Consider the following 24,692-nt stretch of genomic DNA (forward strand, 5'->3'; position numbering starts at 1 on the left):
GTTTAAGTACACCGAAAAATATCTTCTCATAGTAGATTGATAAAATCATTTATCTCCTCAGATTTTTATCATTATTACTCTCTACGAGCTTTTCATTTACCGTACACAACTAAATTTTTAAAATCAAATTAAACGTTAAATTAAAAAAGAGTGTACACATCACACTCTTTTTAGTACTACTCAATTAAGTTATTATATATTTAGAAAATTCCTTATAAAAGTTTCTTCCTAATTACATAACACTTTCTCTCAAAATAAATAATATATTCATCCTAAATATCTTACAATAAACTCTGTCGTCTAAATTCAGTCATCTATTCTTTCAATTATTGCACCAAGATTTCTAAATTTTTCTTCAATATCTTCATAACCTCTGTCAATATGGTATATATCAGAAATTTCAGTTTCTCCCTCTGCAACAAGTCCTGCCAAAATAAGTGCAGCGCCCGCACGCAAATCAGTTGCCCGAACCTTTGCTCCAAAAAGAGTCTTTCCGCCCACAACTATTGCCTCTCTGTTGTTTACGGAAATATCCGCTCCCATTTTAACAAGTTCATCAGCGTGCATAAATCTATTTTCAAAAACAGTTTCAATTGCAATGTTATTACCTTTTAATTTTGTCATAAGAGCTAAAAACTGTGCTTGCATATCAGTCGGGAATCCCGGATATGGAAGAGTCTTTATGTTAATCGGGATAATTGCATCCTCTCCTATAACTCTTATCCTATCGTCTTCTTCGATTATTTTTGCCCCGCATTCTTCCAGCTTAGCTATAACAGGCTTCATATGAGATGAAATAACATTATCTACAATAACATCTCCTCCTGTAATTGCAGCCGCAACCATAAAGGTTCCAGCTTCAATTCTATCGGGAATAATTTGATGTGAGCATCCCTTTAACTCTTTTACTCCTTTTATTCTTATCGTAGAAGTTCCTGCCCCCATAACAGCAGCTCCCATCTTTCTTAAAAAGTTTGCAAGATCTACAATTTCAGGTTCCATTGCAGCATTTTCAATTACAGTTTCTCCCTCAGCCAAAACAGCGGCAGTTATAATATTTTCTGTTGCTCCGACAGATGGAAAGTCAAGATAAACTCTACATCCTATAAGCTTTTCAGCAGAAGCTGTAATATCTCCGACATTATTTTCAATTTCAGCTCCAAGTGCCTCAAATCCTTTAAGATGTAAATCAATAGGTCTTGATCCTATATTGCAACCACCCGGAAGTGAATTTACAGTTTTGCCCATTCTGCCAAGAAGAGGTCCCATAACTAAAAATGATGCTCTCATTTTACTCATAAGTTCATAACTTGTAACATATGAACTTAAATTTTTTGAATTTATAACTAATTTATTTTTACCTGCTTTATTTACAACACAACCTAATGATTTAAGTACTTCAATCATTATTTCAACATCTTTAAGCTGTGGTACGTCTTCTAAAATAATATCTTCTGTTCCAAGAATTGAAGCCGCCAAAATAGGAAGTGCAGCATTTTTTGCACCGCTTACTCTAACAACCCCACTTAACTTGGGACTTTTTTTTACAACTATTTTCTCCAATCGAATTCCTCCGTAAATAATATACAAAAATATTATACCATATTATTTAGAAAGTAAAGCATAAAAAAACAGCCACCTTAGTGACTGTTTTAATCAAAATTTAATTAAGCAATTTCAACAACTGCGCCAGCTGCTTCTAATTGAGCCTTTAATTCTTCAGCTGCTTCTTTAGCTACGCCTTCTTTAACAGCTTTTGGAGCTCCATCTACAAGAGCCTTAGCTTCTTTTAATCCAAGTCCTGTTGCATCCTTAACTACTTTGATAACTTTAACTTTTTCAGCTCCTGCATCTTTAAGAACTACGTTAAATTCAGTTTTTTCTTCAGCTGCTGCTGGAGCTGCTGCTCCTGCTGCCGGAGCTGCTGCAACTGCCATTGGAGCTGCTGCTGATACACCAAATTCTTCTTCAAGAGCCTTAACTACTTCTGATAATTCTAAAACTGTTAAACCTTTAATTTCTTCAATAAGTGATTGTACTTTTTCTGACATTTTATATACCTCCGATAATTTCTTTTATGCTACTAAGCTGTAGCTTCGTTTGATTTTTTGTCTGCAATTGCTTGAAGCACTACTGCAAGACCTCTGATATTTCCGTTTAAAACATTTACTAAACCTTGAATTGGAGCATTCAATCCACCTAATACTTGAGCTATTAAAACTTCTTTTGGCGGTAGCTTTGCAAGGTCGTCAATTTCTTTTACTGTAATTACTTTGCCGTCAACTATACCTGATTTGATTTCAAGTTCTTCATGATCCTTAGCGAACTCAGATGAAATTTTTGCTGCTGAAACAGGATCTTCCATTGAAAATGCAACAGCGCTCGGTCCCTTTAAAAACTCTAAAACTCCGTCAAAGCCAAGTTCCTCAAAGGCACGTCTCATCATAGTATTCTTATAAACTTTATAATCTACATTTGCAGCTCTGTACTTTGTTCTTAGTTCAGTAACCTCTTCAACATTAAGACCTCTATAGTTTACAAGTACTATACTCTTTGCAGCCTCAATTTTTTCTTTAATTTCATCAACTGTTTGGGTTTTCATTTGAAGCTTTTCTTCTTTCACTCTTTCACCCCCTGAATATAAAAAAATCTCATCGCAGACCTGATGAGATTAAGAAATTCGATATTAAAAAAATCGATACTTACCTCGGTAGGATTTTTAAAGTATAACTCCCTACTGTCTGCGGTTAATTTTAACGTTGATATAATATCAGATGTAAGACTAATTGTCAATACATTTCAAATAATTTAAATAATTTATTTATAAACTCTATTTATTCTAAGAATAAACTGATTAAAATTTAATATATTTGTACCTAACTCCTATTTAAACTTTCACTAAATAATTTAAATCAACAATAAATACAAATATCCTATCCCGAAAAATCCCAACTGTTTTTTAATTGCCGATTTCATCTTTCCAAAATTGAAATAAGCGGTAACATCACTTCGACGTACCGCCCTACATAGAACTTCAAAATATTTATTTGCAATGATGTTTTATATATCCATTACAACAATATATAAAATTATCCAATATAATATTTATTTTTTTATAATTCATAATTAAGCTCTTATATGTTATTTTTTATAAAATAATACATTCTATAAACTTACAATACTTATGCCGACACTTCTTTTTCGTTATAAAATTTAAATATGAGAATAATAAGTATAATACCTACAATCGTAGTTACTATCCCACCCTCATATCCGAATTTTCCTCCGGATATAAAATCTTTACCCGCCTGCGGAATTGAATGCAATACAGCACTGCCCATTAATGCTCCCGATACCTCTGCTCCATAAACATAAGCCATAGTATAATTCCATACTCCATGACTTATTCCGCAAACCCAAAGACTTCCGGTTTTATAATATAAAGCTGCAAATACTATTCCAAATAACACAAGATTGATAATTGGAATAACAGTAATTCCGGGATTTGCAAAATGCAAAACGGAGAATAAAATACTGGTTATAATAATTGACCATTTATCTCCCATAACATTTGCAAAATTCGGCATCAAATAAGAACGCATTACCAACTCTTCAAAAGTTCCCTGAAACATAAAAAATATAAAACCGAGAATCATAGGAGAAATCGACTTTGTAGTAAATATATATTCAAACTTGATACCTCCAAGCATAAATATCAAAAGTGCAACCGAACTTATAGCTGCTAATCCGATTACTACGCCTTGAAAAATTTCTTTTATTGCTCCTTCTCTATGCCAACCTAAATCCTGAAACTTTATTTTTGATATTTTACACATGACAAAAGCGCTTACAATAACATTTAAAATCATTGCCACTGTACTGCCTATCGTAATATATCCATTTCCGGATTTAAATATCGATAGACTTACCACCTCAAAAACGCCTGCCATAAATAACATTATAAAAGCCGCAACAAAAGTTGAAACAACTAAAGTTCTAATATTTGAAGTCTTACGAAATTTACTTTTTTGTAATTTATACATACTCTATCTCCTTACTTTTTAAATATACTGAATATGTCAACCTATTCCTATTATTCGTACACACTATAAATAATTCAAATTTATTGCATATTCAGCTTATATAGTTTGATTTTAATTATCAATAAAAGACGCAATTCTTGTAAAAATGTTAATTATCAAGACGCACAATTAAAATCAAACTATAAATAAATTTCTGTAACAATATAGCATATCAAAAATAATCTGTCTACCACTTAACTACACTAATATGAAATCTTTGCTTTATCTTAAAGTTTGTTTTTTAATTGAAGTTTTATAAACCCTTAATTTTTATTTTTTTCACATCTGTATTACATTTTTTAGAATATACTTTCTAATTATATCGACATATTTTAATCCGAAATAATATAATTCTTCAACATATTTGTGCTATCTTCCATAAAAATAAAATTTATTTTAAGATAGTTTTAAGTTTTTATTAAAAATAACACTTCTTAAAAAGGTTGTGATATAATCGTAAATGAAATTAATTTACAATAGAGGGTGTGATATCATAGAAACTCTAATAAGTATAAAAAATTTAAAACGCATTTATAAAATGGGAAATGAAAAAGTTTTTGCATTAAATGGCATTGACCTTGACATATATAAAGAAGAAATACTTTGTCTATTAGGTACCTCCGGCTCCGGAAAATCGACTCTGCTAAATATGATGGCAGGTCTTGATAAACCCACAAGCGGAGAAATTATAGTCGGCGGTGTTCATCTTGAAAAATTAAACGAAACCCAAATCACAAAATTCAGACAGTTAAATGTAGGCTTTGTATTTCAATCTTATAATCTGATCTCTACACTCAATGCTCTTGAAAATGTAAGTCTCGGCATGATTTTCAAAGGCGTTCCGATAAAACAGAGAAATGCTCTATCGGAAGATATCCTGACTAAAGTGGGACTTGGAGACAGATTATATCATAAACCGAGTGAAATGAGCGGCGGTCAGCAGCAGCGTGTTTCTATCGCAAGAGCATTTGTAGATAAACCGCCTATAATGTTTGCCGACGAGCCGACAGGAAACCTCGACACAAAAACTTCTTTTGAAATAATGAATCTGATGTGCCAAATGGCAAGAGATTATCATCAGACACTTATAATAGTAACGCATGATATTGAAACATCTGTCTATGCAGATAGAATTGTCGATATGCGTGACGGAAAAATTGTAAGTATAAAAGAAAATCAACCTAAAATACCAAAAGCATAAATGGAGGAATAAAATAAATGAAAAGAATATTAAGCATCTTTATGGCATTATTAATTTTAATCGGCACGGTATCGGAAAAAACTTATGCTACAAGCGTATCTAATAAATTAACCGTAATAGCCGACCAGACGAAAGAAGTTGGTGAGGGAGGATATGTTGTTGTCGGAGTTAATATAAAAAACAATTCAAATATACCTGTAAAAAGAGTTACAGCCCAAGCATTTATAGAAAATCCGGACAAAGCTTATATTGATGGCGATGGATATATATTGAGCGCCGGATATAATTTTAATAACTCATCTGATAACATAGGTAATTTCAGAATAAGAACAGATGCTGATTTTACAACTAAAACAGTACCCATAAAAATTGAATTAAGATATTATATTGAAAAAACTAATGAATATGTGGAACAAAAAGAAACTATCTATGTTCGTGTTGTCGCTCCGGAAAAAGCTGTAAATCCTGCAATTGAAATCTCTAAAGTGGACTCCTTGTGGCTTAACTCAGTTGATGCGGGACGTGAGTTCCAAGTTCCGTTTGAGGTTAAAAATACAGGAGATTCTGTCGCAAAGAATATAAAGGTTTCTCTTGAAGGACTTGAAAGCGGAAAAATAACTCTTGCAAACGGACTTTCAACTGCGGATATAACAAGATTAAATCCCGGACAATCTCAATTTATATATTTTAACTTAAAATCATCCCGCTCTACTCCTGCAGGTTCATATATGCTTGGTTTAGACTATAAATTTACAGGAGAAAAGGAAACTTCCGCTCCGATAGAGGGAAAATATAAATTCTCAATTGATCTTTTAAAATCAAAAATAACTCCTTCATCACTCGAGTTTAAAAATGTAAGTTTCCCGACAGGAGCAATAGGCAGAAATCAAGATGCCAAAATTTCATTTGACTTAGTTAATACGGGAAAATTTGTCGCAGAAAATATAAAAGTGACTGCAAATTCTCAAGACCAAACAGGTCTTGCATCAAAGTCGGTTTCACAAATAAACCATAAGTCACTTAAACCTAACGAATCTGCTCACTTTGTCTTCGACTTCATTTCTACTCCGTCAGCGGAAACTAAAAATTATCCGGTAGAAATTAAGGCTGTTTTTTCAGACGAATCAACAGATAGTTCACAAGAAGCTTCACAAATAGTCGGTGTATTTGTAAAGGCACCTAAGGAAAAAGATCCTAATGCAAAAGATGAATCTCCAGTTCCAAAGTTAATAATAGAAGAATATTCTTTTGATCCGCAAATAATTGAAGCGGGCAAACCGTTTAAAATGTATCTTAAGCTCTATAATACAAATGCAAATAAAGCTGTAAGAAATATAAAAATATTTTTAACATCCGATACTCAAGAATCGGCAACCGGAAATTCATCAGACTCTAAGGGTTCTTCCAATTCAACCGCATCTGTTTTTACCCCGGTAGGAAGCTCAAATACTTTCTACATTGACAATATAAATCCGGGAAAACGGGTTGACAAAGAAATTACTCTTACAACTGTTCCCGATACTGCCGCAAAAACCTATACTGTAGTTGCAAATTTTGAATATGAGGATTCAAAGGCAAATAAATATACGGCAACAGAACAAATCGGTGTACCTGTGGTGCAACAAGCCAAACTTGATGTTGGAGAAATAATTGCACAAGGTGACTTTAGCATAGGAATGGAGACTCCTCTTTCAGTTGATTTTTATAATACGGGAAAGGCAACTTTATACAATGTATTAATTAAAATTACAGGAGATGGAGTAAAATTTGATACTCCGACGTATTACAAGGGAAATTTCCAACCCGGTTCATCTGATCAATTTTCTGTCAACGTAAATCCGGAAACTGACGGAAAGAAAAAACTTACTCTTACTTTCACATTTGAAGATTCTACAGGTACAACTCAAACTATAACAAGAGATTTTGACTTTACTGTAGAAAAAATGATGATTGATGAAAATATGCCGGACGATATCAATAATAATGTTGGAAGTAAAAATAAAATAACTAAAATAGCAGGAGGAATAATTTTACTTGCTGCTGTTATCGGTACAGGTGTACTGATTAAAAAAAGAAGAGATAAGAAAAAACAAGAAGATGAGGATTTAACATTATAATGAAATTAAAAGATTTGATAATGATGGCTCTTAAAAATTTAAACAGCAGAAAATTAAGAACTGCTCTAACTGTTCTCGGAGTTGTCATAGGAGCTACATCTATAATTGTAATGCTCTCTATCGGTTTTGGATTTCAAAAAATAAATACAGATATGTATAAATCAATGGGTGACTTAACGACTCTTGATTTGCATACTGATATGTTCTGGTCCGATGAACAGGAAAAAGAAGCCTCAAAAAAGAAAAAAACATTAAATGATCAGGCGATAAATGAAATAAAAAGAATCCCGCACGTAATTGCAATTATGCCTATGTACAAAGCAAGTGCAGTATTTACAAGCGGAAGATTTTCAAACAACGGCGTTGATATAGTCGCAATTCCTGCCGATGCAATGGAGAAATTCGGCTTTAAAATAGGAGAAGGAAGACTATTAAATTCACAGGACAATTCAGGCGGAGTTGTAATGACTTTCGGGTGTGCAAATGAAAATTTTAGAGATGACAAAAGACCGTACATCAATTCTACAGGAAAAATACAAGCTTTAAAATCAAGAATAGAAATTAAACAATTCCAAGTTCAAAATTCGAATAACGAATATTCCGGCGGCAGCTATTTTGATGAAGATGGATTCGAAAGAAAATCATATGTTGAAAAACTTAAAGTTGTAGGTGTGCTTGAAGAAAATCCGAATGACTGGTCTAATTACAATACAACATACATGACAATCGAATATTTTAAAAAACTAAAAAAAGCATCTGAAACTGTAAATGGAAAAACTTCCGCCCTCAAAGCATATTCCAATATAAAAGTAAAAGTTGACGATATGGAAAATGTCGATGCGGTTCAAAAACAAATTAAAGACTTGGGATACAATGCGACAAATATGTATGCCGAATTTTTAAAACAGGGCAACCAACAAATTGTAATAATACAAGCTGTTTTCGGTGCAATAGGTGCAATTTCATTTTTAGTTGCGGCAATAGGTATTACAAATACAATGATAATGTCGATCTATGAACGAACAAAAGAAATCGGAGTAATGAAAGTAATAGGCGCATCTATTAAAGATATTGAAAAGCTGTTCTTAGTAGAGGCAGGTTTTATAGGATTATTCGGAGGATTTTTAGGAGTAATATCTTCACTTCTACTATCCGCTCTGTTTAACAAATTAGCCGAAGGTTTTATAATGTCTGAAATAGGCTCTGCAAATGTAGACCCTAAAATTTCATATATCCCATTTTGGCTTATACTGATTGCTCTATTATTTTCAACTGCCATAGGAGTTATTTCGGGATATCTTCCGGCAAGACGTGCTATGAAATTATCGGCGCTTGAAGCGATAAGAAGTGACTAATTAAAATAAATATAAAATTAGAAAATTCCATCGTAAAAATATTATGTACATCTATAAAAAATATATAAAATGTATTATAAAGACAAATAAATCCCTGCTGTTTGATGTGGGGATTTATTTGTTACTATTATTCCTTTTGGGAAGATTTGTCAAGGACATAAATAAAATTTCTTTGACAAATTTATATCTTCTCTGTTTCTCTCTTGATTAACTTTAGTATTTTATCCTTGTATGTTTCTCCTGTATCTTGTTTAAAATGTAAGTTTACAGTATATTTTGTCTTTCCAATATCCATAATTAACTATTTATGTGCCGGTTCTTTTATTTCTCTTTTTTCTTCTTCCATATGTCCTCCTTTCCACTTTTAGACAAAGAAAAAACAGTAAACCTTTGTGATTTACTGTTTCGTAAGTTGCTATGTTATTGTTTTTATTTAATTATTTCATCTTGACAAACTGGGATTTTATTTAATGAATTCAGTTTTCCCATGGTTTCTTTCCGTCCAGCCACCCCTGCTCTTTCCAGTACTTAGTATCAATTGGATTAAGTCCTTTTTTCTGGAAAAGTCTCATCACAGAGAATAGTATTCTGACCTTTATTCCGGGGCGAACCTTATCTCGTTTGTTTAGTATTTTCCTTGCTATCAAGGAAATATTCTTTTCAATGTATCTCCGTTTCTTATCGCTTACCTGTTCCCAACTTGTAGCTGCAACGCCTGTTCCAAACTGGTATATCTTTCCAACGCCCCAGAAGAGGAGACTATCCGCCATTTCCTTATTAGTTGACTTAACCCCTGCAGCGGCAGCGGTAGAAATACAGACTCCCTGCTTTCTAAACATTGAGTCCTTTGGTCTATGAGACATCCAGCGGTAACCATAATGGTCTAAGAAGCTCTTCATGGCACCTGTTGCGTGGAAAACATAAACCGGACTTGCAAGTATTATCACATCAGCATTGTCAATTGCCTCTGTTATAGGGAAGAGCTTTTTAAAATGGGGACATTTATCCTCTCCATTTATAAAGCAACTTGTACATCCACAACAAAATTCGTTGAAATCTTTCGGAAGGAAAATCTCAGTTAATTCACCATCCAATTTAGTAGCAAGCAAGTGAGCTATATGGAATGTCGAACCCTTATGGTTTTGACCATGAATTATTGTAATTTTCATTTTCCACCTCAACTTCTAATTTGTTTTACTCAACATTTACAATATTATACCATTTTTTCGCTTGGTTTTATAGGTCTAACTCGTTTCTCTTTACCTGTGATAGTCGCTTTTCTTGTGCATGTAACTGCTCTATACAAGTCTTGCTTTTTTCTGCTTTTTCTACCTCTTCTCGTATTTCTAATATTTAATTGTTTTACTTCGACAAACTGGGAGTTTATTATTTCTTTTTCTTTGGTTTTGGTGCAGGTAACTCATCATACATTGAATTGAATAATCCGGTTAAAAATTCTTTGTTGTCAACATCATCTACCAATAGCATTTCCTTTGCTCCATCATATGGTAACTCATACTTTGCATTTGGCATATATGCTATTGCAGATTTAACAGGCTTCACTAAAAACCTATCATCATAAATTCCACCAACAATTTTTCCGCGATAATAAACAATATATTCGCCCATCATTGATCTATATGTTATTTCTTCCAACTCGGATAGTTGTTCTAAAATGAAATCTAAATATTCTTTACTTGAAGCCATTTTTTCAATCTCCCTTAATTACTAAAATTTCAATAGTCCATTTTCGTCAAACTTAAAATTTGGACCCCATGCAACTTCCCAATAATATCCATCTAAATCAGAAAAATATGCGTGATATCCACCCCAAAAGGTGTTTTGTGGTTCTTTTACAATTCTTCCGCCAGCACTTCGTACTAATTCAATTACACTATCAACATCTTCTTTATGTTCAACATTGTACGCTAATGTAATTCCGGAAAATCCATTTCCTTTTGGTGGATTATTTTCATCAATATCTTTCGCTAATTGTTTCAAAGGAAATAGTTCGAACTTTGTTCCCGGAGTATCAAAAAAGCATACCGATGGATTATTTTCTTTGCAATCAGTCTTATAGCCTAAGCCATCTCTATAAAATTTGATTGACCTTTCCATATCTTTAACACCTAAACAAATACAAGTAATTTTGTTCATTTCTACCTCTTTAATTCGTCATTTTTCTCTTAATAATTGGTATTATTATACCATTTTTAAGCCATTTTTTCTATATCGGCTTTTTGCGGCACTTGACAGTTGCCTATAAAATTAAAATATACATCAACCTGTTGTTTTCGGTCTTTGCCTTGTCTTCCTCCTTTTGCTTCACGGACTACAACTTTTTCTATATACTCATTCATCATTGGTACTGTCAGTTCCCCAATATCGGTATATTTCTTTATCATTTTTAGGAATTTGTCGGTATCAACTTTTCTCTGATGATAGCTTTCAATTTCCTGTTCAAAATACTGTATTTGTTTTTCTAAATCTTGTTGCTCCGTATCATAGGTATTGAATAATCTATCAAAGTGTTTTACGGGAATTTTCCCAAGTGCATGGTCTTCATATAGCTTTGTAATAAGGGTTGTTAGTTCTTCATTTCTTGATGACAGTTTTTCTAACTTTTCTTTATCTCCTTGATACTTTTCTTCTCTTTTTTCGTCGGATAACTTGTTCATCATGTTTAGAAATTCTTGTTTATCTTCTTTGGCAAAGTCTGTTATTTCTTTGATGGATTTTAGGAGAATTTCATTGACTGTTTTTTACTTTGATATAGTGCATACTGCAAGTGCCTTTTCTGTGTCTGTAATATTGACATACAAAAGAGTAATCACTATCGTATTTCTTTTCTTTATGTTCTGCCGGCTCTCGATAACTTAGCTTTCCTCCTCAATCGGAACAAATTAAAAGTCCTGTAAAGGGGTGTGAGGTTGTTCCGTACTTTGGACTTCTTCTTACTGTTTTTCTTAGCCTTTGGGCGTTATTCCATGTTTCTTCATCAATGATGGCTTGTCCTGTTCTTTTCGTATTTGACATGAGAATTACCTCCTTTCCAAGTTTCTTTTATTTTCTCTGTCCCTATGAGGTTAATCCTTTTGGAACCGTTGCTACACAAAAAGGTGAGCTACAGCTCACCTTTTACTTTAATTTTTAGTTCTTACTTTCATTTTTCTTTTCAGCATCTGCAGCTTCGTCTTTCTTATTTCCTTCTTTAGCTGCATTGCCTTCTGTTTTTTGTTCCGCATCTTTTCCCGGAACATTCTTTAATTGATATTCCTCAGGAATTTGTATTTCCTTAGTCGCATCTAAATATTCAGATATTTTTGCATCTTTTTGCATTTTTTCAATATAATCTGTAAACTTAGCTTGAGTAAGTTGTTGTTTTAATTCTTCTTTTACTTCATCTAATGTTCTCGCTGATTTTTCGTCAACTTTTACGATATGATATCCGAATTTGCTCTTAACCGGATCTGAAATTTCTCCTACTTTTAAAATTTTAACTACATCATTAAATTCAGCTACCATATCTCCATTCTTAAATTCTCCAAGTGAGCCTCCATTTGCCGCTGAACCCGGATCTTTAGAATTTTCTTTTGCCATCTCAGCAAAATCCGCTCCCTTATTAAGTTCTTTTTTCAACTTATTTGCTTCTTCCACTGTCTCAACTAAAATATGAGATGCTTTTGCCTTAAAGAAATTATCTTTATTCTTATCGTAGTATTTTTGAATTTCTTCATCTGTCGGTTCAAATTCTTTTATTTTTGTTTCATAGTAACTCTTCATAAGTTGAAGTTCTGTTAAATATGATTTGTAAAATTCAGGAGTTGAACCTAAAGCTTCAAGCTTTTGTTTATAAATTTCTTCTCCGCCCATTTGAGTGATTATAGCTTTAATTTCTTCATCTACCTTTGATTGATCAACTGCTATGTTGGATTTAGCTGCATCTTGCTTAACTAATTCCATTTGAATCATATTTTTTAAAGTGTTTTCTTTTATAGCTTGGTCAACTGTCTTTTTAGGATTATCTGCTGACGGTTGTGATAATACGTCTTCTGAACCTGCTGTAAGAACATATTGATTTCTTTGTGCAGCATATTGCATTACATAATCTTTTTCAGTTAAATCTGTTCCATTTACTGTTGCCACTACTCCTTCAGGTCCTTTTTTACCGCATGCTGTAACAAACATTAATGCTCCTAAAGATACTGCAACTATTTTTTTATTTAGTTGTTTGTTTTTTAAAAATTTCAATATCAAAATATTCATCCTTTCTTAATTTTTAATAATCTTTTTCTATTATACACTAATTTTCTGTATTTGGTGTGAGTTTTTTGTGTAATTTTATAATTTCTATGGCCCTTTTTAGCTCATCAAGCGGATATTTCAAGTTGTTCACTGTAAAGCCCGGCTCTGATCCGAGATTAAAGCTAATCTTTTTAAAACTGTCCGACAATTCGTTTATAAGTTCTAAATTTGGAAGATATGAGAGTTTAAATTCATATTCATCCTTCTTTTGTGTTATGGATTTTACTCCGACTTCTCTTGCCATATATCTTATAAGTGAAATATCCATTAAATTTGAAACCTGATATGGTATATCGGAAAATCTGTCTATTAGCTCATCCACTAAATCTGAATAATCATCATCCGATTCAATAGTAGCAATTTTTTTATAAATTTCTATTCTGTTATTTTCATCTTCTATATAACTTGCAGGAATGTATGAATCAACCTTTACATCTATTGTTGTATCATCTTCTTCTTTTACTTCTTCCCCTTTCATCTTTGAAAGAGTATCTCTAAGATACTTTATATAAAGGTCATATCCTATTGAATCTATATGTCCGTGCTGTCTTGAACCGAGTATACTTCCCGAACCTCTTATCTCCAAATCTCTAAGTGCTATTTTATAGCCTGAACCGAATTCTGTAAATTCTTTTATTGATTTAAGTCTTTTTTGTGCAATTTCCGAGAGTGAAATATCTCTGCCATATGTGAAATATGCATATGCTATCTTATTTGAGCGTCCTATCCTTCCTCTTAACTGATAAAGCTGTGAAAGACCCAATCTATTTGCATCTGAAACTATTATAGTATTTGCATTTTGAATATCCATTCCGGTTTCAATTATAGTCGAACACAACAACACGTCAAATTCGTGATTTATAAAGGAAATCATTGTATCTTCAAGCAACTGCTCGCTCATTTGACCATGTGCAATATTGAATTTCGCCTCCGGTACAAGATTTCTAAGTTCAATTAATTTATTTTCTATATTGGCAACCTTATTATATACAAAATAAACCTGTCCTCCTCTTTCGATTTCTTTTAAAATTGCCTCTCTGATCATCATGTCATTGTATTCAAGCACATAGGTTTGAACCGGAAATCTCTCTTCCGGCGGTTCCTCTATAACTGACATATCCCTTATTCCCACCATAGACATCTGTAGCGTTCGCGGAATAGGCGTTGCTGTTAGTGTAAGAGTGTCAACATTTTCTTTTAATATCTTAAGCTTTTCTTTATGCCTTACTCCAAAACGCTGTTCTTCATCTATCACAAGAAGTCCTAAATCTTTAAATACAACATCCTTTGAGAGTATTCTATGTGTCCCTATTATTATATCTACAAACCCTTTTTTTAAATCTTCCAGATCTTTCTTCTGTTGCATCTTACTTCTAAATCTACAAAGCAATGCAATTTTTACAGGGAAGTCTTTAAATCTTTCTATCATTGTGTTGTAATGTTGTTGTGCAAGAATTGTAGTCGGAACTAAAAATGCCACCTGCTTGCCGTCCATTATAGCTTTAAAAGCAGCTCTTATCGCGACTTCCGTCTTTCCATACCCTACATCCGCACATAAAAGTCTGTCCATAGGCTTGTCACTTTGCATATCATTTTTTATCTCTTCGGAAGATTCAAGTTGTCCTTGTGTTTCTTCATATTCAAAAGCATCTTCAAATTCTCTTTGCCACTGAGTATCCTCACTAAAGGCAAATCCCTTTACTTCTTGTCGCTTTGCATATAGCTTTATTAAATCTTCCGCCATATCCTCAACGCTTTTCTTTGCTTTAGATTTTGTCTTACTCCATTCCAAACTGTTTAATTTATTTACCTTAGGTGCTTTACCTTCCGAACCGACATATTTATAAATCAGGTTTAGACTTTCAATCGGTAAAAATAACTTATCTTCACCCTTATATTCAATTACTATATAGTCTTTCTTTACATTTTGAACCTCAAGTCTTTTTGTTCCAATGTATTTTCCTATTCCATGCGCCTCATGTACTACATAATCTCCAATATTTAAATCTTTAAAATTTATAACTTTATTTTTTTTCTTAGGCTTTCTTTTTACTTCTTTTAATCCATAAATTTCAGAGTAGTTTATAATTACAAATTTTATATCCGATATTTCAAACCCGTCATGAAGCGTACCTGTTGTTACTACTATTTCCGAACTTTTTATCTGTGCATCAAAATGTTCTTCGTATCTTACAGTAAGTCCGAAGTCAATTAAAGTATTGCAAAGTCTTTTTGCCTTATTGTCATTTCTTGCCAATATTACAACTTTATATCCTCTATAAGTATAATCTTTTAAATCGTCTACAAACAGTTTCATTTTACCTCTGTAATTTGTTATGGACTTCATTCTAAAATTTACAATTACTCTTGGACTGAATTCCTTTGATTCAACTGTTAGTGTATTTAATGTTATTATGCTTAATTCCTTAATTTTTAAAATTATCTTATTCAAATCAAATTGAACTTTTTCATGAGCCTTCAGCGCTTCTCCAAAGTTAATCTGTTCACTCAAATTATCTTTTTGCTCTACTTCAAGTACTCTTGCTCTATCTATACACCTGTTCGGTTCATCGATTAAAATTATCGGTTGTTCATTATAGTAATCAATTATTGAATTTAATTTTTCTTCTTCAACAAATGGCATTATCAAATCCATGTTTGCTATTGTCAAATTTTCCGTCAAACTATTTATATATTTAGAAAATTTTTCATTAAGTCTTTCCCTATAATTTCCGGAAAGTTTTGATTTTTTTAATTCTGCATTGAGATTTTTTAATATAGTTTGTCTATATTCATCAAGTAGTAAAAAATCACTTACAGGTCCAATTTCTACATCAGTCAAATTTTCTATTGATCTTTGAGTTGCTATATCAAAAGAACGTATTGAATCAACTTCAACATCAAACAGTTCTATTCTATATGGACTGATCGGAGTATATATATCTATTATTGCGCCTCTTATTGCAAATTGTCCTACTCCTTCAACTTGTGAACGTCTTTCATATCCCATGGTGATTAAATTTTTTTCAAGCAGTTTTATATCAAGCTCATCTGAACGTGTTATCTTTAGAATATATTTCTTAAATACTTCTCTATCTGCAATTTTATCTCTAAGCGCTTCTGTTGTTGCTACTAAGACTCTATTTCTATTCATGGTAAGATTTTGCATTGCCCTTATTCTAATTTTTATGTTATCAAGGCTCTTTGAATCTCTATCATATAAAAATATTTCTCTTTTAGGATATAAATCACAGTCTTTTATTCCAAGATTTAATAAATCTTCGTATATTTTTCTTGCTTTTAAATTATCAGGAGCTATTATAAGAATCGGCTTTTTTATTTCACTCAGTATTGAAAATGCCATATGTCCTATTTGTCCATCCGTTATTCCATAAACTCCGATTGGAGTTATATCGTTTTTTATAGATGACAGTATATCCTTAAATCCGCTCATATTCTTTACACTGTCTATCAAAAAGTTCACTCTATCACCTCGCTTTAATTTTAAAATCGGGAAGATATTCTCCCCGATTTTTTATTTTGACATCTTTTTATTATATTTATTCATGGCAGATTCAATGCCATTTTCAATAATTTCAATAACACTTTGTGCAGCATTTTCTATTGTGTTATTCATCTCCGCTTGTTCTGATTTGGAAAAACCGCTCAAAACAAAATCTGCTAAATCCTCATTTTGACCTTGTTTCCCAACTCCGATTTTAATTCTCGGAAATTCATCACTTTGGAGCATATATATTATTGACTTAAGTCCGTTATGTGTCCCTGCAGAACCTTTTTTCTTTATCTTCAAGCTTGAAAATTCTATGTCTATATCATCTACAATTACTATTAAATTTTTAGGATTTACCTTGTAAAAATTACATATTTCGTAAATACACTGACCGCTGTTATTCATGTATGTCTGCGGTTTTACTAAATATACTTTTTCGCCTGCTATATTTGTCTCTCCTACAAGTCCCTTAAACTTAATTCTGTTTACATTGACATTCAGCTTCCTTGCAAGCTCATCTATTGCTAAAAATCCCATATTATGTCTTGTGTTTTCATATTGTCTACCGGGATTTCCAAGACCTGCTACTATATACAATTTATCACCTGTTATCAAACATTTCACTTATTGAAGTGTTTGAGTTAATTCTTTTAATTGCACTTGCAAATAAAGGAGCAACACTTACCACTTCAAGTTTTTCCACTTTTTGTTCTTCTTTAAGCTCAATAGTATCTGTTATTATGAACTTTTCCATCACGCTGCCGCTTAATCTTTCAATAGCCGGGCCTGAAAGTACGCCATGAGTGGCACAACCATATACTTTCTTAGCTCCCTTCTTTTTTAATGCTTCCGCAGCTTGACATATAGTTCCTGCAGTATCCACAATATCATCAACTAAGATACAATTCTTTCCTTTTATATCTCCTATTATATTCATTACCTCAGATACATTCGGTTTCGGTCTTCTCTTCTCAATAATTGCTATCGGCAAATTTAATTCATTTGCAAATTTTCTTGTTCTTGTAACTCCACCAAGATCAGGAGATACTACAACAAAATCTTCTTTCTTTACAATATCTTTAAAGTATCTTGCAAGATATGGAATTGCTGTTAAATGGTCAACCGGAATATTAAAGTATCCTTGAATTTGACCTGCGTGAAGATCCATTGCAACTACTCTGTCAGCACCTGCAACAGTAACCAAATCGGCAACAAGTTTTGATGTAATAGGTTCTCTTGCTTTTGTCTTTCTGTCTTGTCTTGCATATCCATAATATGGAATAACCGCATTAATTCTACCCGCTGATGCTCTCTTAAGTGCATCGATTAAAATTAATATTTCCATCAGGTTATTATTTACAGGATTGGAAGTTGACTGTATTACATACACATCCTTACCTCTTACTGTTTCAGCTATATCGATAGCAATTTCCCCATCAGAAAAAGTTTTTACTTCACACTTACCTTTTTTAATACCTAATTCATCACATATTCTATCTACAAGACTATGATTAGAATTACCTGTAAATACTATAATCTCTCCACCGCATGAATTCATTTTGTTCCTCCTGATTTTTACTTTAATCCTTTTTTATCTACCCAACCATCTATGTTAGTCTGCTTTGCACGTTCAACTGCAAGCTGACCTTCACATACTTTTTTTGTTATAGTCGAACCTGCTGCAACATATCCATAATCTTCAACAATTACAGGTGCGACTAAATTTGCATTTGAACCTATAAATCCATTGTCTCCTACTATAGTTCTATGTTTATTCTTTCCGTCATAGTTTACAAATACTACTCCACAGCCTATATTTACCTTTTCACCCACATCCGCATCTCCTATATATGCAAGATGTCCTGCCTTTGAGCCATTGCCGAATTTTGAATTTTTAACCTCTACAAAATTTCCGATTCTTGCATTTGAACCAATATTTGCATTAGGTCTTAAATGTGCAAACGGTCCAACTGTAGTATTCTCTCCTACACTCGAACTTTCTATTAAAGCATTATCTATAACTACATTGTCAGATATTACCGAATCAACTATTCTTGTATTTCCATATATGGTACAATTTTCTCCTATAGTGGTATTTCCTTGAAGTACAGCTCCCGGATAAATTACAGTATCTCTTCCGATATTGACAGTAGGTTCTATTATTACTGAATTTGAATCTATCATTGTAACACCATCAAGCATATACTGTTTATTTATTCTCTTCTTCATTATATCTGTACATACGGCAAGTCCGTCTCTTGAATTTACTCCAAGTATTTCACAATTATCTTTTAACTTATATCCGCCTATTCTCTTGTGAGAATTAAATATTGCAGATACTACATCTGTAAGATATAACTCTCCTTGAGAATTATTTGTGTCTAAAGTTTTTATTGCCTCTTTTAAATCTCCACCATTAAATGCAAATATTCCCGAATTTATTTCACGAATCAGTTTTTCTTTTTCACTCGCATCTTTTTGCTCTACAATTTTATAAATTTTAGCAGCATCATCTCTTACAATTCGTCCATATCCAAACGGATTTTCAAGTTCTGCCGTTAAAATTGTACACGAAAAATTACCTTGCTCATGATATTGTAACAATCCATCCAAGGTTTCAGACTTTATTAAAGGAGTATCTCCGTTTAAAATCAATACAGTATCTTCATCATCAAAATCATCAAGAGCCTGCATCACTGCATATCCCGTTCCATACGGAAATTCATCTCCCACCGGCTGAGTTCTAAATACTATATCTCTTTCATCAAAACACTCTCTTATTTTCTCTTTCCCATGCCCAACTATTACACTTATTTTTTCTACATTTGATTCTTTTGCACTGTTTATTACATATCCAAGCATTGGAACCCCCAAAATTTTGTGTAGTACCTTGGGCAATTTAGACTTCATTCTTGTCCCCTCACCTGCTGCAAGGATAACAGAAACTTTCATTAATTTAACCACACCTCTTCTTATCTTCTTACTTTATATTATAACCATCATACAAATTTATCTCAATACAAATATTAAAGTTATTACTTTTCAAACAATATTATTTTTAAATTAATTTTACAATTAAAAATAAAAAAACAAGATTTCAAAATACAAAAATCTTGTTTTTTATTTATTATTAAAATTTACACCACATTTATTTACATATACTTATCTATTTATGCCTTAACCCCTACTTTGGCTCATACAACTCATATATGCCATATATATTCACACCTAAGCCGACTAACATCTTTATAACTTCAGGAATTTCTTTTATCGTTATATATAGCCTAAGCCCATTATATTTCAGCATTCCCTTTCCGTAATATTTTGACTCCAAACTGTTAAAATTATCAAGCAATAATTCTCTAACAGTATCCATATTTCCTATCATAAAAAATACTTTATGCTCCGTATCGTCTGTTTGAAAGTCAAATTGATTTATAAGTAATGTTCTCATAACCATCTTCTCCTATCTGATTTATTCATACCCTAAGAACATCACTTTAAACTATGATAAACTTTTTAATCAGAAAAGCCGATATTATCTATGCTTATTTTTCCGCTTTCTCCTTTAAATATAAAATTCAAATATCTAATCTCATTTAAATTTATTTTGGATTTCGTCTTAAAATCAGAAATTGGAATTCTTAATGTCTGATAAGATCCGTTATAATCGTATTCATTTGAAATAAACTGAAGCTTTGACTTTTCAACCTTCACCTTAGGATATAACGTGATATAGTCTGAAATATTTACTTCAGACTCATTACCGTATTTATCCGTTAATCTAATTTTAAAATTCACCTTATTATAAAGTTCAAGTTTTTCTTCGTTTGCAATATCAACTTGAAGATACTTTTTAACTTTTGGTGCTTTGTCAAATAAGAGTTCATAGTCCCCTGAACCGCTATACCTCAAATTTAAACATGTATCGGAACTGCTGTTTCCTATTTTCTTATCAGATTCATACAGTGAGTTGAAACCGTTAAATTTTGAAGTTCCGTATTTAAAAGTTGTAAGGTCATAATCTTCTTCAAAATCACATATGCTTTCAAAAGTATCGTCTGAATACCTTGAATAGTAAAATGTTTTAGGCATCGCATATTTATACGGATTCTTAAATAGACCTCTATCGTTTATAAAACCAAAACTATTTGCTAAAAATGAATACATATATTCACAGATTATTTCCTGCTGGCTTTCTTCCGAAATCAATGCAGGCGTATTTACAAATAAACTATATGGAGGATCTGCATCGGCGCTTCCCCATTTTTCATTAAATTGCCCATGATTTGCATATCCTACATATACCGCAGATTTAAAATTATTTGAACCTTCTGAAAATTTTACATTATTGTATAACACCATACCGTCAAAGCCTTCCACATCTTTGTCGTGACTTCCATGAATTGTAAAAAAATTTACATCTTTCATTGCAAGATCCTTATTTGACGGATTGTACTGTCCTTCAGTCGGTGCTATTGACGCAACAGCCTTTATATTAAAATTATAGTCAAGTTTATCTCCGTTATCCGGATTATACTCAAGAACATTAAAATTTTGTGCCGCCACAACCGCTTCTCCACCACGCGAATGTCCTGCTATTGCAACTTGACTTTCATCAATCAAATTATAATGCTCTGATTTTGAATCTTTATTTTCCTTTAATATATATTTAATATTTTCAAGCAATAATATTGCTCTTGCATCATTTTCTTTGCCAACTCCATATTTTAAAAATCCGTTTAGCATATTCATATCAACTGATACTACTATAATACCTCTTCTTGCAAGATACTTTCCGAGATAATCATAACCTAAATAATTTTGCTCTGTAAATCTATGATTCCCATGAGTTATAAAAAGCACCGGAGAATTTTCCTTATTTTCCGGATACCAAACCTTTCCCTTAATAGGAACTGCTCCAAGACTTCTACCAAAATATTTGTCCCTTATCTTTTTAGTTGTTCCGCTATAATTTACATATTTCATAAGTGATACTGTATCTTTAAGGTCCTGACCATATTCATATGATGCTGCGGAATAATTTATATTCCCATCAAGTTTTTTTGTCCCCGTTTCTGCTATTTTCATAGCCGAATCAGTCGAAGATTTATTAAAAAACAACAATGTAAATACCGAAAATCCTATAAGTACAATTGACGGTACAAGCAGTAAAATTGGAAGCTTTTTTTTATTTAAAACCACTGCTATAAATGATTTAAATAAAATAAAAATTACTGCCGCAATTATTAACGGAAACATATATATATGCCAATCATCTAAAAATGCATCATAACTTAATTCATCTATAACAAAATATAAAACTGCATATAATAAGCTAAATAGTATTATGTTTTTCGTTCCCATTCTCTTAAATATAGTAACTGCAATTTTTATAATAGGAACCAAAACGGATATAACTATATAAAATCCTACAGTCAGTAAACAAAATGTCAGTATATTAGAAAAACCGTGATCTGCTATATAATAATAAAACTGTGAACTTAAAATTCCCGCTATCATAAATTTTATAAATATATTTGCTTTTTCGGTATTACCAAATTTATTCAGTAAAAGATTCTTAAACTTAGAATAAATTTTTATTACTATATTATCTATTTTCATAAAAAAAGTGAAAAGTGAGATATCCCACCTTTCACCATCACTCCCTTTCAAGTTCTTTTAATTCTTCAGGTTTAGCCTCTTCTTCATATAGATTTGACGAATAAGTCTCAAAATCTTTATTGAATTTTCTTGTTCTTTTAACATCATCCATTCCGTAAAGAGCATATTCAGAGCTGTCTCCATCAGTAAATATTACCTTCACTAATTCCTGAATAGTATAGGACGAAACAACTGTGCCTTTTCCTCTATCAGTTTCAACAATTTCTCCCACTCTTGGAATTTTCCTTAAAATACACTCATATCCGTCTTGTTCATATTTAAGACAGCACATAAGTCTTCCGCATACTCCCGATATTTTCGTAGGATTTAACGAAAGATTTTAATCTTTTGCCATTTTTATAGACACCGGTGTAAATTCTGATAAAAATGCGGAACAACAACATGCTCTTCCGCAACATCCAAGTCCTCCAACAGTTTTTGCTTCATCTCTTACTCCAATTTGTCTAAGTTCTATTCTCGTTCTAAATACAGAAGCTAAGTCCTTAACCAAATCTCTGAAATCAATTCTTCCATCGGCTGTAAAATAAAATAACAACTTTGAATTGTCAAATGTGTATTCACATCCTGTAAGGTGCATATCGAGATTATGTTTTTGACATTGCTGCTCACAGATTATAAGTGCCTCTTTGGCTTTATTTCTATTGTCAATATTCTTACTTTCATCTTCAATAGTTGCAATTCTAATTACAGGTTTAAGTTCAGAAAATATCTCACTCTCATCAATTTGTTTAGATACAACTACTTTGCCATATTCCAAACCTCTAATAGTTTCAACTATTACATAGTCTGATATTTCGGCTCCGGTTGAATTGGGATCAAAGTAATAAATTTTTCCGGTTTTTTTAAACCTGACCCCTACAACATCTATCATCAAATTCCTCCTATTTTTATAAGCATCTTTTCAATAGTCAATTCAAAATTCGTATTGCTGCTTAAAAGTCTTGACGTATTTATAATTTCATCAACCATGCTGATTGCATCGGAAGATGATATTGTCTGTTTATTCAAAAATATAAGTTTATCAATATTTATGACATATCCGGCATCAATACCTTGTTTTAAAAGTGCTATATCTCTTAAAAAGATTATAAAAATATTAAATATCTCTTTAATCTCTTTTTCATTTTCTTTGAAAAAACTATATTCTCTAAATGGAAATGCTTTTAAATTTATAATTCTATCCAGTGTTTCTATACTCTTATCTCTAAGTGCCAAAAATTTTGGATCATTTGAATACCTGATTGCCCTCTTTACAGAGCCAACGGATATTCTTGAGAAAAGACGAGCATTTTTTTCGTCTATCCCCTCTTTATTTATTAAAAATTTTTCTATCTCTTCATTTGAAACATCTTTAAATTTAATAATCCTTGTTCTCGATATTATAGTTGGTAATATCTTATTAATGTTTTTTGCTATGAGTATTATCTTTAAATAGTATTGAGGTTCTTCCAGTGTCTTTAATAGAGCATTTTGTGCCCCTATTGTAAACTCATCAAATCCATCAACTATAAATACTTTGTTTTCTGATTCATACGGCATTTTTGCCGCATCTGAAATAAGCCTTTCAATATCCTCTTTATTTATAGTATCCTCGCTTCTAATAATTCTCAAATCAGGATGACTGAAATCGAATATTTTTTTACAGCTTATCGTGTCCTCTCCACATAATATTTTTTTTGCAAAAGCTTTGGCTGCAGTGTATTTACCTACACCCTCACTACCGAGAAATAGATATGCATGTGAAATATCTCTATTTATAATATTCTGCTCAAGTTCCTGCAATACCTTTGAATTTCCAACAAAATCTATCAGCATTATATTCTCAAGCTTTCTTCTACATTAACTATAAAAATCGTAGCTCCGCTTATTTTGAAATCTCCATACTCATTATGAAGTTCTTCGGTTTTTGTAACTTCTCTAAATATACTGTCTATATGAGGAATTTCAGATTCTTCTGCTCCAAGTAATAAAGTAGTATTTCCACTTTTAAAAAAACCTCCAGTTGAAGAAACTTTTGTTACATAAATTCCGTCATCTAAAAATCTATCCATTAAATCATTTATAAATTTATCTTGAACTATCGCAATAATCATTTTCATAGTATCACCTAATATCTCTTAAATTCTTCCACATTTAATACGAATGCTGTCGCTCCGCCTACTCTTACTTGTATAGGAACAGGAATCATAGCTTGACCCGGTATATTTATTGTTTGAATTGTCTTTGTAACTTCTCTTGTCTTACAATTGTTGGTTATTAATTTTAAAAGTGCTTCAACTTCATTATCATCTACGCCTATTAAAAGTGTGGTGTTACCGCTTTTTAAAAATCCGCCTGTTGTACTCATTTTAGTAACTCTAAAGTTGTTTTTAGTAAGTTCCTCTATAAGATGATCCGCATCTACATCCTGTACTATCGCTATTACAAGTTTCATAA

At 32.1% G+C, this 24,692-nt stretch carries 21 protein-coding genes, 2 pseudogenes and 1 other annotated feature; of the genes and pseudogenes, 3 read left to right on the forward strand and 20 right to left on the reverse strand.

Features of this window, described 5'->3' with window-relative positions; translation table 11 throughout:
- Positions 1–306: 306 nt before the first annotated feature.
- From murA to M915_RS05125, 4 genes are all read right to left on the reverse strand, one after another.
- Complete coding sequence (gene murA / locus M915_RS05110; RefSeq protein WP_036730154.1) at positions 307–1,563, reverse strand: UDP-N-acetylglucosamine 1-carboxyvinyltransferase; 1,257 nt, start codon at positions 1,561–1,563, stop codon at positions 307–309.
- Between the two features lie 104 nt (positions 1,564–1,667).
- Positions 1,668–2,051, reverse strand: coding sequence for a 50S ribosomal protein L7/L12 (gene rplL, locus M915_RS05115; RefSeq protein WP_009221397.1), 384 nt, complete (start codon positions 2,049–2,051; stop codon positions 1,668–1,670).
- Positions 2,052–2,083: 32 nt separating this feature from the next.
- Positions 2,084–2,623, reverse strand: coding sequence for a 50S ribosomal protein L10 (gene rplJ / locus M915_RS05120; RefSeq protein ID WP_009221398.1), 540 nt, complete (start codon positions 2,621–2,623; stop codon positions 2,084–2,086).
- Between the two features lie 11 nt (positions 2,624–2,634).
- Positions 2,635–2,765 (reverse strand) — a sequence feature (ribosomal protein L10 leader region).
- Between the two features lie 417 nt (positions 2,766–3,182).
- Positions 3,183–4,043 carry a CPBP family intramembrane glutamic endopeptidase gene (locus M915_RS05125; RefSeq protein WP_009221399.1) on the reverse strand — a complete coding sequence of 287 codons (861 nt, stop codon included), beginning with the start codon at positions 4,041–4,043 and terminating at the stop codon, positions 3,183–3,185.
- A 499-nt stretch (positions 4,044–4,542) separates the two neighbouring features.
- On the opposite strand from M915_RS05125, the gene M915_RS05130 reads away from it, so the two are divergent.
- From M915_RS05130 to M915_RS05140, 3 genes are read left to right on the forward strand one after another with little or no spacing between them, the layout of a single operon-like run.
- Positions 4,543–5,283 (forward strand): ABC transporter ATP-binding protein, encoded by a 741-nt coding sequence (locus M915_RS05130; RefSeq protein WP_009221400.1) that lies wholly within the window; start codon positions 4,543–4,545, stop codon positions 5,281–5,283.
- A gap of 17 nt (positions 5,284–5,300) precedes the next feature.
- On the forward strand, positions 5,301–7,400 hold the full coding sequence (locus M915_RS05135) for a COG1361 S-layer family protein (RefSeq protein ID WP_036730156.1): 2,100 nt from the start codon (positions 5,301–5,303) through the stop codon (positions 7,398–7,400).
- Positions 7,400–8,755: an ABC transporter permease gene (locus M915_RS05140; RefSeq protein WP_036730158.1), complete on the forward strand. Its 1,356-nt coding sequence runs from the start codon at positions 7,400–7,402 to the stop codon at positions 8,753–8,755. Before M915_RS05135 ends, M915_RS05140 begins: the two co-directional genes overlap by 1 nt.
- A gap of 181 nt (positions 8,756–8,936) precedes the next feature.
- Here the strand turns inward: M915_RS05140 and M915_RS07635 are convergent, their stop codons facing one another.
- The 16 genes and pseudogenes from M915_RS07635 to M915_RS05220 all read right to left on the reverse strand — a co-directional run bounded on the left by M915_RS07635 (position 8,937) and on the right by M915_RS05220 (position 24,690).
- Positions 8,937–9,050, reverse strand: a complete 114-nt coding sequence (locus M915_RS07635; RefSeq protein WP_081689748.1) for a transposon-encoded TnpW family protein — start codon at positions 9,048–9,050, stop codon at positions 8,937–8,939.
- A 181-nt stretch (positions 9,051–9,231) separates the two neighbouring features.
- Entirely contained in the window at positions 9,232–9,924 is a 693-nt protein-coding gene (locus M915_RS05150; RefSeq protein WP_036730160.1) for a flavodoxin family protein, read from the reverse strand.
- A 217-nt stretch (positions 9,925–10,141) separates the two neighbouring features.
- On the reverse strand, positions 10,142–10,462 hold the full coding sequence (locus M915_RS05155; RefSeq protein ID WP_009221403.1) for a TfoX/Sxy family protein: 321 nt from the start codon (positions 10,460–10,462) through the stop codon (positions 10,142–10,144).
- 21 nt (positions 10,463–10,483) lie between these two features.
- Positions 10,484–10,912 carry a VOC family protein gene (locus M915_RS05160; RefSeq protein ID WP_009221404.1) on the reverse strand — a complete coding sequence of 143 codons (429 nt, stop codon included), beginning with the start codon at positions 10,910–10,912 and terminating at the stop codon, positions 10,484–10,486.
- Positions 10,913–10,968: 56 nt separating this feature from the next.
- Positions 10,969–11,767 (reverse strand): annotated as a pseudogene (locus tag M915_RS05165) (DUF4368 domain-containing protein); the annotation flags it as partial.
- Between the two features lie 138 nt (positions 11,768–11,905).
- Positions 11,906–13,012, reverse strand: coding sequence for a peptidylprolyl isomerase (locus M915_RS05170; protein WP_162799490.1), 1,107 nt, complete (start codon positions 13,010–13,012; stop codon positions 11,906–11,908).
- Positions 13,013–13,058: 46 nt separating this feature from the next.
- Positions 13,059–16,544: a transcription-repair coupling factor gene (gene mfd, locus M915_RS05175; RefSeq protein WP_036730162.1), complete on the reverse strand. Its 3,486-nt coding sequence runs from the start codon at positions 16,542–16,544 to the stop codon at positions 13,059–13,061.
- A 51-nt stretch (positions 16,545–16,595) separates the two neighbouring features.
- Complete coding sequence (gene pth / locus M915_RS05180) at positions 16,596–17,168, reverse strand: aminoacyl-tRNA hydrolase (protein ID WP_036730692.1); 573 nt, start codon at positions 17,166–17,168, stop codon at positions 16,596–16,598.
- A 4-nt stretch (positions 17,169–17,172) separates the two neighbouring features.
- Positions 17,173–18,129 (reverse strand): ribose-phosphate diphosphokinase, encoded by a 957-nt coding sequence (locus tag M915_RS05185; RefSeq protein ID WP_036730164.1) that lies wholly within the window; start codon positions 18,127–18,129, stop codon positions 17,173–17,175.
- A gap of 17 nt (positions 18,130–18,146) precedes the next feature.
- The gene (gene glmU / locus M915_RS05190; RefSeq protein WP_036730166.1) at positions 18,147–19,523 is read right to left on the reverse strand and encodes a bifunctional UDP-N-acetylglucosamine diphosphorylase/glucosamine-1-phosphate N-acetyltransferase GlmU; all 1,377 of its coding nucleotides are present in this window, start codon (positions 19,521–19,523) and stop codon (positions 18,147–18,149) included.
- A 232-nt stretch (positions 19,524–19,755) separates the two neighbouring features.
- The gene (locus M915_RS05195) at positions 19,756–20,025 is read right to left on the reverse strand and encodes a hypothetical protein (RefSeq protein ID WP_235043767.1); all 270 of its coding nucleotides are present in this window, start codon (positions 20,023–20,025) and stop codon (positions 19,756–19,758) included.
- A 65-nt stretch (positions 20,026–20,090) separates the two neighbouring features.
- On the reverse strand, positions 20,091–22,196 hold the full coding sequence (locus M915_RS05200) for an alpha/beta hydrolase (RefSeq protein WP_036730168.1): 2,106 nt from the start codon (positions 22,194–22,196) through the stop codon (positions 20,091–20,093).
- Positions 22,197–22,233: 37 nt separating this feature from the next.
- A pseudogene (locus M915_RS05205) lies at positions 22,234–23,127 on the reverse strand (PSP1 domain-containing protein).
- Positions 23,127–24,071, reverse strand: a complete 945-nt coding sequence (locus M915_RS05210; protein ID WP_036730170.1) for a DNA polymerase III subunit — start codon at positions 24,069–24,071, stop codon at positions 23,127–23,129. Before M915_RS05210 ends, M915_RS05205 begins: the two are co-directional and overlap by 1 nt.
- Positions 24,071–24,355 (reverse strand): cyclic-di-AMP receptor, encoded by a 285-nt coding sequence (locus tag M915_RS05215; RefSeq protein WP_009221415.1) that lies wholly within the window; start codon positions 24,353–24,355, stop codon positions 24,071–24,073. The genes M915_RS05210 and M915_RS05215 overlap by 1 nt, the downstream gene beginning before the upstream one ends.
- 8 nt (positions 24,356–24,363) lie before the next feature.
- On the reverse strand, positions 24,364–24,690 hold the full coding sequence (locus M915_RS05220) for a cyclic-di-AMP receptor (RefSeq protein ID WP_036730172.1): 327 nt from the start codon (positions 24,688–24,690) through the stop codon (positions 24,364–24,366).
- Positions 24,691–24,692 lie beyond the last annotated feature (2 nt).

This window comes from Peptoniphilus mikwangii (assembly GCF_000468535.1).
In the GTDB taxonomy this organism is placed as follows: domain Bacteria; phylum Bacillota; class Clostridia; order Tissierellales; family Peptoniphilaceae; genus Anaerosphaera; species Anaerosphaera mikwangii.

Excerpts from the sequence above, each read along its gene's own strand:
- rplL (WP_009221397.1), bottom strand. The coding sequence starts at position 2,051 with ATGTCAGAAAAAGTACAATCACTTATTGAAGAAATTAAAGGTTTAACA.
- M915_RS05125 (WP_009221399.1), bottom strand. The coding sequence starts at position 4,043 with ATGTATAAATTACAAAAAAGTAAATTTCGTAAGACTTCAAATATTAGA.
- M915_RS05130 (WP_009221400.1), top strand. The coding sequence starts at position 4,543 with ATGAAATTAATTTACAATAGAGGGTGTGATATCATAGAAACTCTAATA.
- M915_RS05135 (WP_036730156.1), top strand. The coding sequence starts at position 5,301 with ATGAAAAGAATATTAAGCATCTTTATGGCATTATTAATTTTAATCGGC.
- M915_RS05140 (WP_036730158.1), top strand. The coding sequence starts at position 7,400 with ATGAAATTAAAAGATTTGATAATGATGGCTCTTAAAAATTTAAACAGC.
- M915_RS07635 (WP_081689748.1), bottom strand. The coding sequence starts at position 9,050 with ATGGATATTGGAAAGACAAAATATACTGTAAACTTACATTTTAAACAA.
- M915_RS05150 (WP_036730160.1), bottom strand. The coding sequence starts at position 9,924 with ATGAAAATTACAATAATTCATGGTCAAAACCATAAGGGTTCGACATTC.
- M915_RS05155 (WP_009221403.1), bottom strand. The coding sequence starts at position 10,462 with ATGGCTTCAAGTAAAGAATATTTAGATTTCATTTTAGAACAACTATCC.
- M915_RS05160 (WP_009221404.1), bottom strand. The coding sequence starts at position 10,912 with ATGAACAAAATTACTTGTATTTGTTTAGGTGTTAAAGATATGGAAAGG.
- M915_RS05185 (WP_036730164.1), bottom strand. The coding sequence starts at position 18,129 with ATGAATTCATGCGGTGGAGAGATTATAGTATTTACAGGTAATTCTAAT.
- glmU (WP_036730166.1), bottom strand. The coding sequence starts at position 19,523 with ATGAAAGTTTCTGTTATCCTTGCAGCAGGTGAGGGGACAAGAATGAAG.
- M915_RS05195 (WP_235043767.1), bottom strand. The coding sequence starts at position 20,025 with ATGAGAACATTACTTATAAATCAATTTGACTTTCAAACAGACGATACG.
- M915_RS05200 (WP_036730168.1), bottom strand. The coding sequence starts at position 22,196 with ATGAAAATAGATAATATAGTAATAAAAATTTATTCTAAGTTTAAGAAT.
- M915_RS05210 (WP_036730170.1), bottom strand. The coding sequence starts at position 24,071 with ATGCTGATAGATTTTGTTGGAAATTCAAAGGTATTGCAGGAACTTGAG.
- M915_RS05215 (WP_009221415.1), bottom strand. The coding sequence starts at position 24,355 with ATGAAAATGATTATTGCGATAGTTCAAGATAAATTTATAAATGATTTA.
- M915_RS05220 (WP_036730172.1), bottom strand. The coding sequence starts at position 24,690 with ATGAAACTTGTAATAGCGATAGTACAGGATGTAGATGCGGATCATCTT.